The sequence below is a fragment of the Lentzea sp. genome (genome assembly GCF_035525475.1).
Classification (GTDB): domain Bacteria; phylum Actinomycetota; class Actinomycetes; order Mycobacteriales; family Pseudonocardiaceae; genus Lentzea.
On the sequence record NZ_DATLEC010000060.1, the window covers coordinates 21,020 to 37,751 of the forward strand.

Annotated in this window: 7 protein-coding genes; 1 reads left to right on the forward strand and 6 read right to left on the reverse strand. The window is 71.5% G+C overall.

Annotation, left to right across the window (positions count from 1 at the left end):
* Positions 1 to 82: 82 nt before the first annotated feature.
* Entirely contained in the window at positions 83 to 1,225 is a 1,143-nt protein-coding gene (locus VM306_RS10320; protein WP_325513459.1) for a toxic anion resistance protein, read from the reverse strand.
* A gap of 1 nt (position 1,226) precedes the next feature.
* Positions 1,227 to 2,300 carry a hypothetical protein gene (locus tag VM306_RS10325; RefSeq protein WP_325513461.1) on the reverse strand — a complete coding sequence of 358 codons (1,074 nt, stop codon included), beginning with the start codon at positions 2,298 to 2,300 and terminating at the stop codon, positions 1,227 to 1,229.
* A gap of 169 nt (positions 2,301 to 2,469) precedes the next feature.
* On the opposite strand from VM306_RS10325, the gene VM306_RS10330 reads away from it, so the two are divergent.
* Positions 2,470 to 2,802 (forward strand): YciI family protein, encoded by a 333-nt coding sequence (locus VM306_RS10330; protein WP_325513463.1) that lies wholly within the window; start codon positions 2,470 to 2,472, stop codon positions 2,800 to 2,802.
* On the opposite strand, the gene VM306_RS10335 is transcribed toward VM306_RS10330, so the two are convergent.
* Genes VM306_RS10335 through VM306_RS10350 form a run of 4 tightly spaced genes read right to left on the reverse strand, consistent with a single transcriptional unit; the run spans position 2,782 to position 16,715 of the window.
* A complete protein-coding gene (locus VM306_RS10335; protein ID WP_325513465.1) occupies positions 2,782 to 3,174 on the reverse strand; it encodes a VOC family protein in 393 nt (130 codons plus the stop codon). The two genes, VM306_RS10330 and VM306_RS10335, sit on opposite strands and share 21 nt — an antisense overlap.
* A 23-nt stretch (positions 3,175 to 3,197) precedes the next feature.
* Positions 3,198 to 4,160, reverse strand: a complete 963-nt coding sequence (locus VM306_RS10340) for an alpha/beta hydrolase-fold protein (protein WP_325513467.1) — start codon at positions 4,158 to 4,160, stop codon at positions 3,198 to 3,200.
* Entirely contained in the window at positions 4,157 to 5,860 is a 1,704-nt protein-coding gene (locus VM306_RS10345; protein WP_325513469.1) for an ABC transporter ATP-binding protein, read from the reverse strand. The genes VM306_RS10340 and VM306_RS10345 overlap by 4 nt, the downstream gene beginning before the upstream one ends.
* Positions 5,847 to 16,715 (reverse strand): non-ribosomal peptide synthetase, encoded by a 10,869-nt coding sequence (locus tag VM306_RS10350; RefSeq protein ID WP_325513471.1) that lies wholly within the window; start codon positions 16,713 to 16,715, stop codon positions 5,847 to 5,849. The genes VM306_RS10345 and VM306_RS10350 overlap by 14 nt, the downstream gene beginning before the upstream one ends.
* Positions 16,716 to 16,732: the final 17 nt, after the last annotated feature.

A 16,732-nucleotide genomic window follows, 5' to 3' on the forward strand; every position in this document is an offset into this window, starting at 1 on the left:
TGGGGCCGGGATGGTGCGCGGGGGCCGGTGCTGTCGTCGGCTCGCCCGAGGCAGGTGGCTGCCCGGCGCCCGGCGAGGCCGGTCACGTCTGGTCCCCGGTCTCCCGCACCCGGCTCAGGTGGGCGTGGGCGCGCCTGATCTCGGCGTCCAGCGCGGTCACCGTGCTGGACATCGAGTCGGCCGCGCGGGCCTTGAACGTGTCGATCGCGTCGATCGCCGCGTAGATCCGGTCGAACGAGGTCCGCACCGCCTCGACGCCGACGGCCGGGGTCGCGGCGATGCGCTGGACGTCCTGGCCCTGCAACGACATCGCTGCCGCGTTCGAGCGCAGGATCGAGTCGGTGAGGCCGCGCACGGCGTCCACCTGGTCGACCACCTCGCGTTGCCCGGCCAGTGCCGCCGCCACCGCCACGCCGATCCGCAGCGCCGTCACGGTCGTGCCGACCGCTCGTTCGACGCCCTTGACCAGCTCGTCGTTGTTGCGGCGCACCACGTCCAGCGCCAGGTAGCCCTGGGCGCAGACGGCCAGCTGGGTCAGGAGGTCCTGGTGGCGTTGGCGCAGGCCGAAGAGCACGTCGGCGCGCAGCGCCTGGGCCCGTGCGGGGTCGGAGAGGTCGAGGATCGCCACCTGGCGTTCCACGGCCGCGTCCATCTCGGCGGCGAGGGCCGCGTCCTGCGACAGCCTGGTCATCAGGTCCCACAGGCGCTGCCGTTCGCCCTTGATGGCGGCGTTGTCGCGTTTCAGCGCGTCCTGGCCGGACCGCAGCCTCAGCACGATCCGGTTGACCGGCTCGTCGGCGGCGCGCAGGCGGGCGAGCAGGCCGCGTGCCGCGTTGCCGCCGGGGAGGAAGCCGAGGACCTTGCGGCCGGTCAGCTTCGACAGGTCGGACGGGTCCAGCTCGCGCACCGACCGGCGCAGCTCCACCAGGCTCGTCGACAGCCGCGCGCCGTGCGGTGACGCGACGGACGCGAGCGTGCGATCGAGCAGCCTGCCCGCGATCTGGGCCGCCACCCGCATCTCCGCCTCGCCGAGCACCAGTGCCTCGTCGACGATGCGGCTGAAGTCCGGTGACTGCGGGTCGACGGCGTTCAGCGCGTCGATGAACGCCTTGGCCTTGGCCGACAGTTCGGTCCGCACGCCGCTGTCGACGGGGATCAGCCCGGCGGCGCGGTCGACCGGCACGGGTTCGACGGGATCCGGTGGGGTGAGCACGAAGTCGGACATGTCAGTACTGCTTCGCGATCGCTTCGAGCATCCGCTCCAGCGTCTCGTGCGCGGGCGGTTCGACGACGTCCACGATCGTCTGCGGCACGGTCAGGTTCTTCTCCTTGACGATGTCGTTGAAGTAGCGGGGATCGGAGGTGCGGAACCCGAACGTCGCGGCGAGCCTGCCCAGCTCGGCGTCGCCCGAGAGCAGCTGCCCGACGCGGTCGCCGGCCTCGCGCAACGGCACCAGCGTGTGCTTCGACAGCACCGTCGGCGCCGGGTAGAGCAGCTTCATGTCCGGCCGGACCGTCGAGTCGCCGCGCACCACCCTGTCGACGAACTGCGCCTCGTAGGCCAGCACCAGCGGCGACTTGCTCATCCCCGCGGACAGGTAGTCCTCGAACGGGCCCTCGCTGCTGCTCTGCGTGTACCCCTGGTCCAGGAACAGCTTCGACACCGCGGGCAGCACCCTGCTCTCGGCGTCCTGCGACGAGACCACCCCGCCGTTCGCGACGAACGACGTGATCGCGAGGTACATCGCCGCGGAGTTCGAGTCACGCGGGTCGGTCGTCGTGACCAGGAGGTTCTTGCGCGCCGGGTAGGTGGTGTTGCCGGGCAGCTGGTCCCAGCGCGTGCCCTTGGCCGCGAGGTCCAGGTACGCCCGCACGTCGAACGTCTGATAGCCCGGCCCCGGCCTGACCACGCCCGCCTTCGTCAGCAGGTCGACGACCGGGTCGAACGTCGCGACCACCATCGGCGACGAGAAGGGCGCGTACGTGCGCGCCGCCTTGCGGTCCCGCTGGATCTTCTCGGCGGCGGGCGCGGACGACGGGAACGCGAAGTCGTACGAGCCCAGGTCGGTCGCCGTCGCGATCTGGCGTGACCCGGCGGGGTCCACCTCGACCTCGAGCCCGTGCTTCGCGAACACGTCCTTGACCCGCTGGTCGGCGAAGAAGGCGAGCTTCTCCGACCCGATCACGCCGCGCACGGTCTGGAGCGGGGCCTGACCGGCGTCGCCCTGCCCGAGGACGACGGCGGTCACCACACCCACCAGCAGCACGACGGCGAGGCCGATGCCGAGCGTTCTCTTCACTGTCCACCTCTGTTGAAACCCTGTCGGAGAACAGATCTTTCGTCACTTCGACGCTGCTTCCCGGTGGGTCGACGCATCCGTGAGGTGAACAGTCGATGAACGCACCGATGAGTTCTCGGCGCGACCAGGGTCGGTATGGCGAGAAGGCCGAGAGCAGAGGAGGTTCGCGATGAAGTTCGTGACGATCGGCTACGGCGACCGCGAGGGTTACGACCGAACGGACGCGAGGGTTCGCGACGCGGCACATGCGCACGACGACCGTCTGCGTGCGGTGGGAGTGGAGATGGGCATCGCCGGATCGCCCGTGCGGGTGCGCAACCACGACGACGCCGGGACGACCGTGGAGGACGGGGCGTTCCTCAGCGCCGCGCTCCCGGTGGCCGGGTTCGCGATCATCGAGGCGGAGTCGCTGGACGAGGCGGTCGAGCTCGTGGCGAAGACTCCGTGCGCGGTCGCGCACGGAGTGGTGGAGGTGTGGCCGCTAGACGCCGTTCAGCGGTGACCGGTCGCCCACAGACCACTTGTGGCCGAACGGGTCCGTGAAGCTGCCTTGCCGGTGAGTGCCCCACGGCATCTTGTGGCTCACCACCGTGGAACCGGCGGTGGCCCCGGCGGCCAGAGCGCGGGCGATGACGTCCGCGGGCTCGTCGGTCAACAGCTCGACCCTGACGCTGGTGACCTCACCGGGACTCGACTCCGCGGGGTTCTCGGGGTTGACCTCGTGGACGAAGAACGGCGCGCCGCCGACGTCCAGACCGGCGACGCCGCCGAGGTTCCACAGCTCTGTGGCGCCCAGCGCGGTCTTGTACCAGGCGACCGCGGCGTAGGCGTCCGGAACGATCAGCATCACCGAGATCACGGGAGGTTCGGCCATGCCGTACAGCCTGCCCGATCAGCTCACAGGTCGCCGATCAACCACGCGACGTCCCGCAGCAGCGCGTGCCGCCAGCCCACGCGGTCGTGCCCGGCGGGGGACCGGTTCACCCGCACGGTCGCGCCCGCGGCCGACGCCAGCTCCTCCACGGCCGAGCAGTGCCGGTGCATGCGCGGCTCGTGCTCGCCGGCGTCGAACGCGACGCGCAGCCCGGACAGGTCCAGGCCGGGCAGCCTGGCCGCGGTGTCGCCGCCGGCGGGACCGTCGAGCGAGATCCCGTTGCCCGGCAGGTCCCGCGCGTACCAGAACGACCCGGACTGGCAGGCGACCCGCGACACCAGCGACGGGAAGTCCAGCGCCGCCTGGAACGCGCTGAGCCCGCCCAGGCTCTGGCCCGCCACGACGAGCCGCGACGGGTCCACCGCCACGCCGTTCTCGGCGAGCAACGGCAGCAGCTCGTCCTGGACCGCCTGCCACAGCGCGGGAGAGCTGTACTCGGCGTCGCGATCACGAGGCGTGGGAAGGAAGACCAGCGTGGCGGCGGGCATGTCACCGGCCTTGACCGCCGACTCGAACGCCGCCATCAGCGGGTGCACGTACATCCAGTCGTCGCCGTCGAGCAGCAGCACCACGGGCTCACCGCCTTGGTGCACCCGGACGGTCCTGCGCCCCAGCGTTCCGTTCCACCGGATGCGCAGCGAGGGCACGTCCAGCACCTCGTCCGGCCCGACGACGGGCCAGTGCGGCTGCGGATCGAGGTCCGGTGTGCTGAACACCGACCGGTTCGGGCCCGCACCGGCGGGGTTCGACGGATCGGCGTGCTCCTCCCCGTCGGCGTCGGTGAAGTGGTACGTCACGCGCAGCCGGGCCGGCATCTCGACCTCGGCGGACCAGAGGTCGCCTTCCTCGTGCGTCAGCTCGACCGGCTCCAGCACGCTCTCGAACCTGAGCGTGGCAGGACCTCCGCGCCACTCGAACCTCGTCATCGGGCCACCGCCAGCTGGTAGGAGGAGTCACGGCCGAGCAGGTCGCGGTGCGTGCCCTCACCGGTCACGGTGCCGCCGTCGAGCACGATCACGCGGTCGGCCACGTCGAGCAACGCGGGGCTGCTGGTGATCACGATCGTCGTGCGGCCGCGGCGCAGCGCCGTGATGTTGTGGGCGATGAGCTGCTCGGTCACCGCGTCGACGGCGGTGGTCGGGTCGTGCAGCACCAGGATCTCCGGATCGGCGGCCAGGGCGCGGGCGAGCGACAACCGCTGGCGCTGGCCACCGGAGAGGTTCGCGCCGCGGTCGCGCACGGCGTAGTCGAGTCCCTCGGAGTGCAGCGCCACCACGTCGGTGAGCATCGCGGCCGACACGGCCTCGCCCACCAGCGTGCTGGAGCCGGCGGGATCGACGTTCTCCCGCAACGTTCCCGCGAACACCTCGTGGTGCGACGGGTTCACGAGCAGACACGTGCGCACGCTCTCGATCGTCAGCGACGCGATCTCCCGCTTGCCCACCCGGACGACACCCGAGTACGACGCCGGGGGCGTCTCGACGGACAGCAGCGACACCAGCTCTGCCGCCGCCTGGGGCTGGTAGGCCGCGATCGCCACGAACTCGCCCGCAGCCACCGAGAAGGTCAGGTCCCGCAACGCTCCGCTGGAGACACCGGAGACCTCGAGGCCGCTCTCCGGCACCGGCACCTCGGTACCCGGTGTCATGCGGGCGGGTGCGGCCAGGACGAGCGCCATCCGGTCGGCCGACGCCCGCGCGATCATCACGTACTTCGGCATCTCGGAGAACATCTTCAGCGGCTCGATCAGGAACTGCGCCAGGCCGACGACCATGACGAGCCGGCCGATCGAGATGGACCCCTGGAACGTCAGGTAGCCCGCCCACAGCGTCACCGCCGCCGCCAGCACCGAGTTCAGCGCCAGCGCCAGACCGGCGTAGACGCCGTTGGCCCTGGCCACCACGATCGACTGCTTCTTCGCCTCCGTGCTCACCCTGCGGTAGGCCTGGAACGCCGCGTAGCTGCCGCCGAAGCCGTGCAACGGCCGCAGGCCCGCGATCAGGTCCGACACCTTGGCGCCGGCCCGTGCGACCTTCGCCTGCTGCACCCGGGTGTTCGCGCCGATCCGGCGGGACATCACGCTCAGGACGGCCAGGATCGCCGCCGTGCCCGCGAACACCAGCACGCCCAGCGGCACGCTGATCACCGCCAGCACGACACCCGTGATCACCACCGACACGAGCGAGCTGATCAGCAGCGGCACCACCTCGATGATGTCCGCCGTCTGGTCGGCGTCCTCGGTGGCGACGGTGAGCACCTCGCCGGACTTCAGACCGACCTCGCGCGCCACCGGCCGCAGGCCGTGGTCCGCGACCGCGACCCGCCACCGGTGGGCCTCGGTGGTGTTGGCCTTCTGCAGGATCCGCATGCCGAAGCGCCACGAGTACGACACCGTCGCCATCACGAGCCCCAGCGCCAGCAGCGCGAGACCCAGCGCGCTGAGCTCACCGCCGCGCAGCGCGTACTCGACGATCACGCCGAGCAGGATCGGCACGGCGGTCTCGGCCGCCTGGTAGGACCCCATCAGCAGGGTCCCCGAGGTCATCGCGCCGAGGTTGCGGCGCAGGGCGATCCCCAGGATCTCCCTGCCGGTGCGGATGTCGGGGCGGACTTCAGTGTTCGTCAACGTGGCGCGCAATCGCTTCGGGGGTGGAGAGGGACAGCAGGTCGCGGATCGTGACGACGGGGCCGAACTCGCGGCGGAGCAGGCCGACCAGCCTCACCGCGAGCATCGAGTGCCCGCCCAGGTCGGTGAAGCCGCTCGCCATGCCCACCTCGTCCTCGTCGAGGTCGAGCGCCTCGGCGAACATCTCGCGGACGACGACCTCCGTCTCGGTCAGTTCCCTGACCTCCTGCCGCACCAGCGTGCCGAGCGGCCGGGCCTCGGGCAAGGCCGTGGTGTCCGCCTTGCCGTTGACCGTCAACGGGATCGCGTCCACGGCGGCGAAGTGCGTGGGCCGCAGGTAGTCCGGCATGCCGGCGCCGACCTCGGCCGCGACGGACGGGATGTCGGCTCCGGCGGCGAGAACCAGGTAGGCCGCGAGCCGGTAGGCGCCGTCGACCTGCGGGTCGGCCTGCGCGACGGCGGCGACGAACCGCACGCCCGGATGCGCCGCGAACCGCGCCTCGACCTCGCCCAGCTCCACGCGGTGACCGCGGATCTTGACCTGCTTGTCGGTGCGGCCCAGGTAGAGCAGGTTGCCGTCGGGGCGCCGGATCACCAGGTCGCCCGTCCGGTACATCCGCTCACCGGGCACCCACGGGCACGCCACGAACCGTTCGGCCGACTGCCCCGGCTGCCCGAGGTAGCCGCGCGCGATGCCCACGCCCGACACGTACAGCTCGCCGGGAACACCGTCCGGCACGTGCCGCAGCCACGGGTCGAGCACGTACACGTCGGTGTTGTCGATCGCCACGCCCACCACCGGGTCGACGCAGTCGAACGTGCCGACGCCGAGCGTGTTGATCGTGTACTCCGTCGGCCCGTAGAGGTTGTAGCCGACCACACCAGGGGTGTCGGCGAGCAGCTGCCACAACGTGGGCGTCACGGCCTCACCGCCCAGCAGCACCAGCGCCGGCTTGTGCTCGGCGCCGAGCAGCCCTTCGGCCACCAGTTGCTGCGCGTAGGTCGGCGTCACGTTGATGACGTCGATCTCGTGCTCCAGGCAGTACTCGACGAGCCCGGTCGCGTCGCGGCGCAGCTCCTCGTCGCAGATGTGCACCTCGTGGCCGTCGGCGAGCCAGAGCAGCTCCTCCCACGACATGTCGAAGGCGAACGACACGGTGTGCGCGATCCGGAACGTCCGGTGCCCGTGCTCGGCCAGCACCGGCTCGAAGATCCGCCGCTGGTGGTTGACCAGCATGTTGGTCAGCCCGGCGTACTCCGTCACGACGCCCTTGGGCTTGCCGGTCGAGCCGGATGTGTAGATCGTGTAAGCGGCGTGCTTGAGGCGGTTCGGGTCGTCGGCCGCGAACGTGACCACGGGGTCGGCGTCCGGCCACGGCTCGTCGAGCCGGAACACCTCACCGGAGATCCGCGGCGCCACCGCACTCGTCGTGATGACCAACGACGGCTGGGCGTCGTCGATGATCGCGGCGATCCGCTCGTCCGGGTGGTCCAGCTCCAGCGGCACGTACGCCGCACCGCAGCGCAGGATTCCGAACAACGCGACGACCCAGTCCAACGACCGCGGCACCGCGATCGCGACCGACGTCTCCACGCCGATGCCCCGGTCCGACAACACTCCCGCCAGGTGACGGCTGCGGTCGCGCAGCTGCCCGAACGTCATGGTGTCGCCGTGGGCGACCAACGCGATCCGGTCAGGATCGCGATCGGCCGCCTCGTCGAACAGGTCGACGACCGTCTTGTTGCCGAAGTCGTTGGCGGGGTTGAGTTCTGGCGACGACCCGGTGCCGCGGATCGCGCCGACCGGGCCCTCCGCCGTGGTGAGGTCGCCGAGCACGCGCAGGTACTCGTCGAAGAGCCGCTGCGCCACCGCGGGGTCGGTGACCTCCGGCCGGTACTCGAGCTTGACCGTGAGCTGCCTGCCCGGCGTCACGACCCAGGTGAACGGGTAGTGCGTCGAGTCCTCCGACTCGTGGGCGATGATGCCGTTCGCCGCGTTGAGCTCGTCGAACGTGTCGTCACCCAGGAAGTTCTGCAGCACGAACAGGTTGTCGAACAGCTGGTCGTGCCCGCTCGCGCGCTGGATCTCGCCGAGGCCGAGGTGCTCGTGCTCCATCGCGTCGACCCGCGAGGCCTGCACGGAGGCGAGGAACTCTGCCGCGGTGTCGCCCGGCCGTGCCGACACCCGCATCGGCACCGTGTTGAGCAGCACGCCGACGACGTCCTCGGTGCCCTCCTCCTCACGCCCGGAGACCGTGACGCCGAAGACGGCGTCGCCGCGGCCGGTCTCGCTGCCCAGCAGCAACCCGAGCGCGCCGGTGACGACCGAGTTCAGCGTCACGCCGTTCCTGGCGGCCGCTTCCCGGACGCGCGCGGAGTCGTCCTCGCCGAGGGTGCGCACGATCTTGGCGGGCAGTGTGTCCGAAGTGGACCCGTCGCCCAGGAGCGTCGGGCCGGGCAGGTCCGCGAGGTAGCCGGCCCAGAACCGTTCCGCGGCCTGGACGTCCTTCGCCGCGAGAGCACGGCAGTAGCTCTCGAAGCTCGGCGAGGCGGGGGAGGAGTCGACCGGTTCGCCCGCGAGGAACGCCCGGTACGCCCCGAACAGGTCGCGCAGCACGATCTCGCGCGACCAGCCGTCCCACAGCAGCAGGTGGTAGCTGAACAGCAACGCGTCCCGGCCGTCCGGCGACCTCAGCACGGTGAGCCGCACCAGCGGAGGCTTCCGCGGGTCGAACCCGGTGGCGCGGTCCTCGGTCCTGATGGCGTCGACGGTCTCCTGGTTCAGCACGTCGACCGTGCGGACCTCGGCCTCGCCGCCGGCCGTGAGGACCTGGACCGGGGTGCCGTCCTCGTCCTCGAAGCCGGCGCCGACAACCGGGTGCCGGGCGATGACGTGCGCGACGGCCTTGCGCAGCGCGCCGGTGTCGAGCCGCCGGTCGAACGCGAAGTAGCTCTGCGCCACGTAGTGTCCGGCGGCGCTGAGCTCGGCCTGGAAGTACAGGCCGCGCTGCAGCGGCGAGAGCGGCGCGGTGCGGCGCGCGGTCACGGAGGCGTCCGCGATCCGTTCGAGTGCGAGCAGCCACCGTGCCGCGATCTCGTCGGACACGTCCTCGGCCAGCGCGAACGTCGCCCGCAGGCTGCCGGACCTGGTGTCGGCCCAGCAGTTGACCTCGACCGCGTACGGGCTCGGCTGGTGACCGGCGTCGACGTGCAGCGCGTGCGACTCGCTGCCCCGCCCCAGGTAGTTGAACAGCACCTGCGGCTTCGGCAGGGCGGCCAGGACCGGCGCGGTCTGCGGGTTGAGGTACCGCAGCTGGCCGTAGCCGACGTGCTCCCGCTCGTCCGGCTGGCGCTCGGTGAGCTCGCGGGCGGCCGCGATTGGGTCGGTGTGCGGACCGAGCCGCACCGGCGCGATCGAGGTGAACCAGCCGACCGTGCGGGTGTAGTCGTGGTGTTCCCGGACCGGAACGCGCCCGTGCCGCTCCAGTTCGACCACGAGATCGGTGGGCGTGCCCTGGATCTCGGTCAGCGCGGTGCGCAGCGCCCCGCAGAGCAGCTCGGTCAGGCCGAGTCCGAGCGCGGTCGGCGCGGTCTGCACCACGCGGGTGGTGATGTCGGCGGACAGCGTGACGGTCACCTCGCGCCGGTCGCCGACCTGCGGGGTGAGGCTCGGGGTGTCCAGGACCTCGATCCACCGGCGCAGGCCGGTGGTGGACTGGGCGTCCAGGGTGAGCGCGCTCGCGTAGGCGCCGAACGGGGTGGTGGCCGGGGCGAGCGGTTCGCCGCGCATGGCTGTCGCGATGTCGTCGAGGAGGATCAACCAGGAGACGGCGTCCACGGCCAGGTGGTGCACGACCACGACGAGGGTCTGGCTGCTTTCCAGCCAGGTGAACGCGGCCATGACGCCGGCTTCAGGGTCGAGGCGGTGGGCTGCCTCGTCGGCGGCGGCCTGGGGGTCGTCGGTGGTGGCTCGGACGACTGCGCCCGCACCGGCTCGCGGACCGCCGGAACTGTCAGACCCGCCTGAGACGATAGGAGTGGGGGCCTGCCGCCCCCTGGGGGCCCGCGAGTCGGGATCGATTCCGAACGACCACACGCCGTGCTCGACCGTCAGCCGCATGCGCAGGGCGGGGTGCGCCTCCACCACGGCCCTGGCGGCGCGTTCCGCCGCCTCCGGGCTCGCGCACCCCACCTGCCGCGCCTGGGCGAACCGCCGAAGCTTGCCACCCAGCTCCCGCTGCCGCAGCACGATCGGCGTCGGCACGACCGGTCCGTCGACGACCTCGGCCGCGACCGGCGCCGCCACCGGAGCCGTCGCGAACTTCGACACCAGCGAGCGCGGCGTCTTGTGCAGGAACAGGTCGCGTGGCGCGATCCGCAGCCCCAGGCCGCGGGCCCGGTTCACCACCGAGATCGCGATGATGCTGTCCCCGCCCGCCGCGAAGAAGTCCGTGTCGGCGTCCACGGTGGACCCCGGAAGCACCTCCGCGAAGAGGGCGACCAGCGAGTCCAAAGCAGGCGAATCCGGAGAGTCCACACCAGGCGACTCGGCTCGCGCCCGCTCCTCCAGCGCCTTGCGGTCCAGCTTGCCGTTCACCGTCAGCGGCAGCGCGTCCAGGCTGAGGATCCGCTGCGGAACCATGTGCACCGGCAGCTTCGAGCCGAGAACGGACGAGATGTCGGCGGCGGGCGTGCCGACGACGTGGGCTACGAGGTGGTCGGCGGTGTCCGCCACCGTCACGGCCACGTCGACCACGCCGGAGACCGAGCGGATCGCCGACTCCACCTCGCCCAGCTCGATGCGGAAGCCCTTGAGCTGCACCTGGTCGTCGGCCCTGCCGACGAACTCCAGCGAGCCGTCGAGGGTGCGGCGGGCCAGGTCGCCCGAGTCGTACATGCGCGAGCCGTCGCCGGCGAACGGGTCCGCGACGAAGCGGCTGGAGGTCAAGCCAGGCCTGTTGTGGTAGCCCAGGGCGAGCTGGGTGCCGGACACGTAGATCGCGCCGACCTCGCCCACCCCGACCGGCCGCAGCGAGGAGTCCAGCAGGTACGTGCGCAGGCCGGGGATCGGGCCGCCGATCGGGCTCACCTCGCGGTCCGAGGCGAAGTCGGAGGAGTCGAGGACCCGGTGCGTCACGTGGACCGTGGTCTCGGTGATGCCGTACATGTTGACGAGCTCGGGGCGGCCGGTGCCGTAACGCTCGACCCAGCCGCGCAGCCGCGACAGCTCCAGCGCCTCGCCGCCGAAGATCACGCGGCGCAGCGCGGGCAGCGGCTCGCCGTGCCGGTCCGCCTCGATGAACTGGTAGAACGCCGACGGCGTCTGGTTCAGCACGGTCACGCCGCGGGCGCGGACCAGCTCGTGAAAGTCGACCGGCGAGCGGGTCAGGCCGTGGTCCGGGACGAGCAGCTCGCCGCCGTGCGCCAGGGCGCCCCACAGCTCCCAGACCGCGAAGTCGAACGAGTACGAGTGGAACTGCGTCCAGACGTCGTCCTGGCCGAAGCCCATGTCCGGCTGGGTGTTCGCGAGCAGGGCCACCACGCCGGCGTGCGACACGACGACGCCCTTGGGCTCGCCGGTCGACCCGGACGTGTAGATCACGTACGCCGGGTCGCGCCAGTCGAACTCCGGAAGCTCTGCCTCGCCGGGCACCTCCTCGCCGTGCACCAGCACCCGTGCCGGCACTCCGGCGCGAGCGAGCAGGCGCTCGAAGCGCTCGCGGTGCTCACGTTCGACGAGGACGACCTCGGGGGCCGAGTCGGCGAGGACGTACTGGAGCCGCTCGTCCGGGTAGGCGAGGTCCAGCGGCACGTAGGCGCCACCGGCCGACACGATCGCGACCAGGGCGACGACCTGGTCCAGCGACCGGGGGATCGCGACCGCGACCCGCTTGTGCGGCCCGACGCCGGCGTTCACCAGGGTCCGGGCCAGGCTGTCCTTGGCGTCGGCCAGCATCCCGTAAGTCAGGCTCTCGGAGCTGCCGTCGAGGTGGCACATCGTCACGGCCCGCGCCGACGGGTCACGCCGGGCGGCGGTGTCGAACAGCCAGGACAGCGTCACCGGCGTGATCTCGGCCGCGGGCCGCGCGGACGACAGCTCCGGTGCGGGGACGCTTTCCAGGCGCAGCAACGAGTCCAGCGTGTCGGCGAACGCCCGCAGGATCGTGCGGGCACCGGCCTCCCGCACGACCGTGGTGTCGTAGATGAGGTTGAACCGCAACGCGCCGTCGTCGCCCCGCTCGACCACCAGCGTCAACGGGTAGTGCGGCGCGCCCTCGTTGACGACCTCGGCGATCGTGAACGGGCCGCGCAGCGCCGTCACGTCGGTGGCGACGTCGAAGACGACCAGCGTGTCGAACGCCGAACCGTGCGGCGCCTGCCGCCCGATGCGGGTCAGCGAGACGTGCTGGTGCGGCAACACCGCCGTCTGGTGCGCGCGCACCGACTCCAGCAGCTCCCGCGCCGACGTGGACCACTTGGCGCGCACGGGAATGGTGTTGATGAACAGCCCGACCATCTCGGCGATGCCCGGCACGTCGGCGTCACGCCCGGACACAGTCGACCCGAACACGACGTCCTGCCTGCCCAGCAGGCCGCCCAGGGTCACGCCCCACGCGCTGTGCACGGCGACGCTCAACGGCACACCGGCCGCGCGCGTCCGGTCGTCGAGGTCGGGCGCCGCGTCGACCACCGCGTCGGCGAACAGCTCGGACGGCGTGTGCCCCTCGGCGACCAAGGACGGACCCGGCAACCCGGCCAGCTCGGCCGTCCAGACGCGGTCGCTCTCCGCGGCGTCCGCGTTCACCAGCCAGCGCACGTAATCCGCGTAGGAACCGCGCACGTGCACCGAACCTGGCTTGTCGTACTCGGCCAGCAACGCGCGCAACATGGGCGGTACCGACCAGCCGTCCGCGATGATGTGGTGCACGGTCTGCACCAGCACGTACCGCTGGGGTGCCGTGCGGATCAGCGTGTAGCGCATCAAAGGTCCACGCGCGAGGTCGAACCCGGCGACGCGGTCCTGCTCGGCGTACGCCCGGATCTCCTCGTCGGTCATGCCCTGACCGTCCACGGTGGAGAACTCCGGTCGCACGCCGGACTCCAGCACCGAGACGACCCGTCCGTCGGCCAGCGAGACGAACCGCGCCGCGAGGTTCGGGAACAGCTCCAGCACGCGCGCGGCGGCGGCTTCGAGCCTGCGGGCGTCGACCGATCCGGTCAGCGTCAGCAACTGCTGCTCGACGTACCGGTGCGCCGACTCGTCGTCGAAGACGGAGTGGAAGTACAGGCCCTCCTGCAACGGCGTCAGCGGCAGAACGTCCCGCAACGCCGGGGAGTCCAGGGAGTCGACGTCCTCCTGGGTGAGCGGCAGCAGGTCGAAGTCGCTGGGGGAATGGCCACCCCGCGTCACCGCGGCCAACGCTTCCAGCGCCTCGACGAAGTACTCGCCGATCTTCGCGATGTCCTCGCCGGCGAACACGCCCGACGGCCACGAGAGGACGGTGACGAGCTCCAGTTCGCCGTCCGCACCGGGTTCGGCGGAGGCGTTGAACTCCAGCGCCCGCGGCAGCCGCATCGCCGGGTCGCGCTTCTCGCCGAGCTGGCCCGCGTTCTCCGCGAGCTGCCAGTCGCCGGTGGCGCCGCCGCCGAACCGGCCGAGGTAGTTGAACAGCACCTGCGGCCGCGGGCCGTCGAACTCGTGGCCTCCCAGGTACTTCAGCGCGCCGTACGAGACGCCGTTGCTCGGCACCCCGGCCAGGTCTTCCTTGACCCGCTTCAACGCCGACGGCAGGTCGTCGACGTCGACGGGGTCCACGGTCACCGGGAAGAGCGTCGTGAACCAGCCGACCGTGCGGGACAGGTCGGGGTCGAGCGGCACGAACCGGCCCTCGCGGCCGTGACCCTCCAGCTCGACGTGCGCGAACGTCTGGTCCTGCCCGTTGTCACGCCTCCAGCGAGCCAGCGCGACCGCGAGACCGGTCAGCAGCACGTCGTTGACCTTGGCGTGGAACGACGCGGGCACGTCGCCCAGCAACGCCGCGGTGGCCGCGGAGCCGACCGTGACCGTGTGGACCTGCTCGTTCGCGACGACATCGGTCTCGTGCAGCTCCCGCCGGCCGAGCAGCTGGTCGGCACCCAGCAGCGGACGCCGGTAGTGAGCGAGATCCGCCGCGAAGTCCGCCTTCTCCAGCAGCTGCGTCCACCGCCGGAACGACGTGCCGGCAGGGCGCAGCTCCACGGCCTCACCGGACGAGACCTGCTGCCAGGCCTGGGCGAGGTCGTCGAACAGGATCCGCCACGACACACCGTCGATCACCACGTGGTGGATCACGATGACGAGCTGCCGGGCCTCGGACCGCCACACCGCGCGCAGCATGACGCCCGCGTCCGGGTCGAGCCCCGCGGTCGCCGCCGCGACGCACTCGTCGACCGGCGCGTTGCTCTCCTCCCACAGCGCTTCGCCATCCGCGGGAATGTCGAACGACCAGCGCTCGCCCCGGACCAGCTTGGCGCGCAACATGTCGTGGCGCTCAACAACGGCGTTCAGGATCCGCGTCAAAGCGCCGGCGGTCAGCGCGGCGGGAGTGTTGAGCACGACCGACTGCACGAACCCGTCGATCGCGTCCGTGGTCTCGCCGAGCCACTGCACGATCGGCAGACCCGCCACCGGTCCGGTCGGCACGTCGTCGTGGTCCACGGTCGAAGCGCCGTCACGAGAGGCGACAGCGGCCAGCGCGCGGGGCGTGCGGTTGACGAAGATCTGCGTGGCCGTGACGAAGACGCCCTCGGCGCGCAACGCGGACAGCAGCGAGATCGCGAGGATGCTGTCGCCGCCCAGCTCGAAGAAGTCCTGGTCCACGCCGACCTGCTCGAGACCCAGCACCGACGCCACCGCGGCGCAGATCGTGGCCTCGTCGTCGTTCTCGGCGGCCGTGACCGGCCCGGTGTCGACGGCCGGCTCCGGCAGTGCGCGGCGGTCGAGCTTTCCGTTGGGGGTCAACGGGAACTCGCTCATCACCACGACGTGCGCGGGCACCATGTACTCGACCAGGTTCTCGGTCGCCCACTGCTTCACGTCGTCCGGGGTCAGGCCGTCGTCGGAGGGGACGACGTAGCCGACGAGGTAGTTGCCGCCGGCGGAGTTCTTCCTCACCACGACACAGGTGTGGCGCACCCGCGGGTGCTCGGCGAGCGCGACCTCGACGTCCTCCAGCTCCAGCCGCATGCCGCGGATCTTGACCTGGTTGTCGACGCGGCCGAGGAAGTCGAGCGACCCGTCGGGCGCGAACCGCGCCAGGTCACCGGTCCGGTAGAGGCGCGAGCCGTCGGACGCGAACGGGTTCGCCACGAACCGCGACGCCGTCAGGCCCGGCGCGCTCACGTAACCGCGGCCCAGCAGGAAACCGCCGATGTACAGCTCGCCGCCGACACCGGCCGGGCACGGCCGCAGCTGGTCGTCGAGCACGTACAGGTCGGTGTTCGGGTTGGCCTTGCCGATCGACGTCGACAGCCGCTCGGCCTCGCCGCGGTAGATCACGTGCGAGACGCCGATCGTGGCCTCTGCCGGGCCGTAACCGTGGTACATCGGGATGTCGAGCCGCGTGCGGAACCGGTCGTACAGCTCGGGCGTGAGCACCTCGCCGCCGCACCACACATGCCGCAGGCTGGTCAGCTCGCCCTCGCCCGCGATGGTCAGCAGCACGTCCAGCATCGACGACACCAGGTACACGAACGTCACGCGGTGGCGGTCGATCGTGTGCAGCAGGTGGTGCGGGTCGCGCTCGCCGCCGGACCGCACGACGACGGTCCGCCCGCCGCACACCAGCGGCAGGAAGATCTCGTTGATCGAGATGTCGAACGACAGCGGCGCCTTGAACAGCGACGCGTCGGAGTGTCCGAAGTGGAGGATCTGGTGCACCTGCCACAGCAGGCGTTCGCTGATCGCCTCGTGCCGGATCATCGCGCCCTTGGGGCGGCCGGTCGAGCCGGACGTGAACATCACGTACGCCAGCTGCGCGCCCCGGATCGCGACGTCGGTGGGATCAGCCGGACACCCGTTGAAATCCCAGGAGTCCAGGTCGACGGCGATGGCTTCTGGCTCGTCCTCCCCGCCGGAACCGAGGAGCAGGACGACGCGGGCGTCGGTGATCACGGACTCGCGGCGCGACGCCGGCCACTGCGGGTCGAGCGGCACGAACGCGCCCCCGGCCTGCAGCACGGCGAGCAGGCCGACCACCATCTCCGCCGACCGGTCGAGCGAGATGCCCACGACCTGCTCGGTGCCCAGGCCGCGGTCGAGCAGGTGGCGGGCCAGCTGGTTGGAACGGGCCAGCACCTCGCCGTAGGTGAACGCGCGGTCGCCGTCGTTGATCGCGACGGCGTCCGGGCGCTGCCGGGCCTGCTCGCGGAACAGCTCGACGATGCTCGGCCGTTCGCGCGGGAACTCGTTGTCGTTCCACCGCGCCAGGTCCGCGAGCCGCTCCTCGACCGTCTGGGAGGTGAGCGTGCCGAGGGCGCGGTGGGGGAACTCGGCCAGGTCGTCCAGCACCCGTTGCGCTTCCACGACGTCGACGCCGTCCGGGACCGGGATCGTCCAGCCCTCGGGGGTTTCCGCGACGTCCCAGCGCTGGCCCTTGTCCGCCCAGACGAGCAGGTCGCCGAACGGCGTGGCGGGTGTCAGCTCGACGCCGTCGACCCGCAGACCGGGGTTCGCCCAGCGGGTCAGTGCGACGGCACTCGCGACGGCGATGGTCCGCCGCGGGTACTCACCGGCACGGCGCCGGACGGAGTCGATCCGGGCGGTCGAAAGAAGTACGTCACGGTCGGCCATCTGTTCCATCGACGACTCAGCCATCCCTTCACGATCGGTGA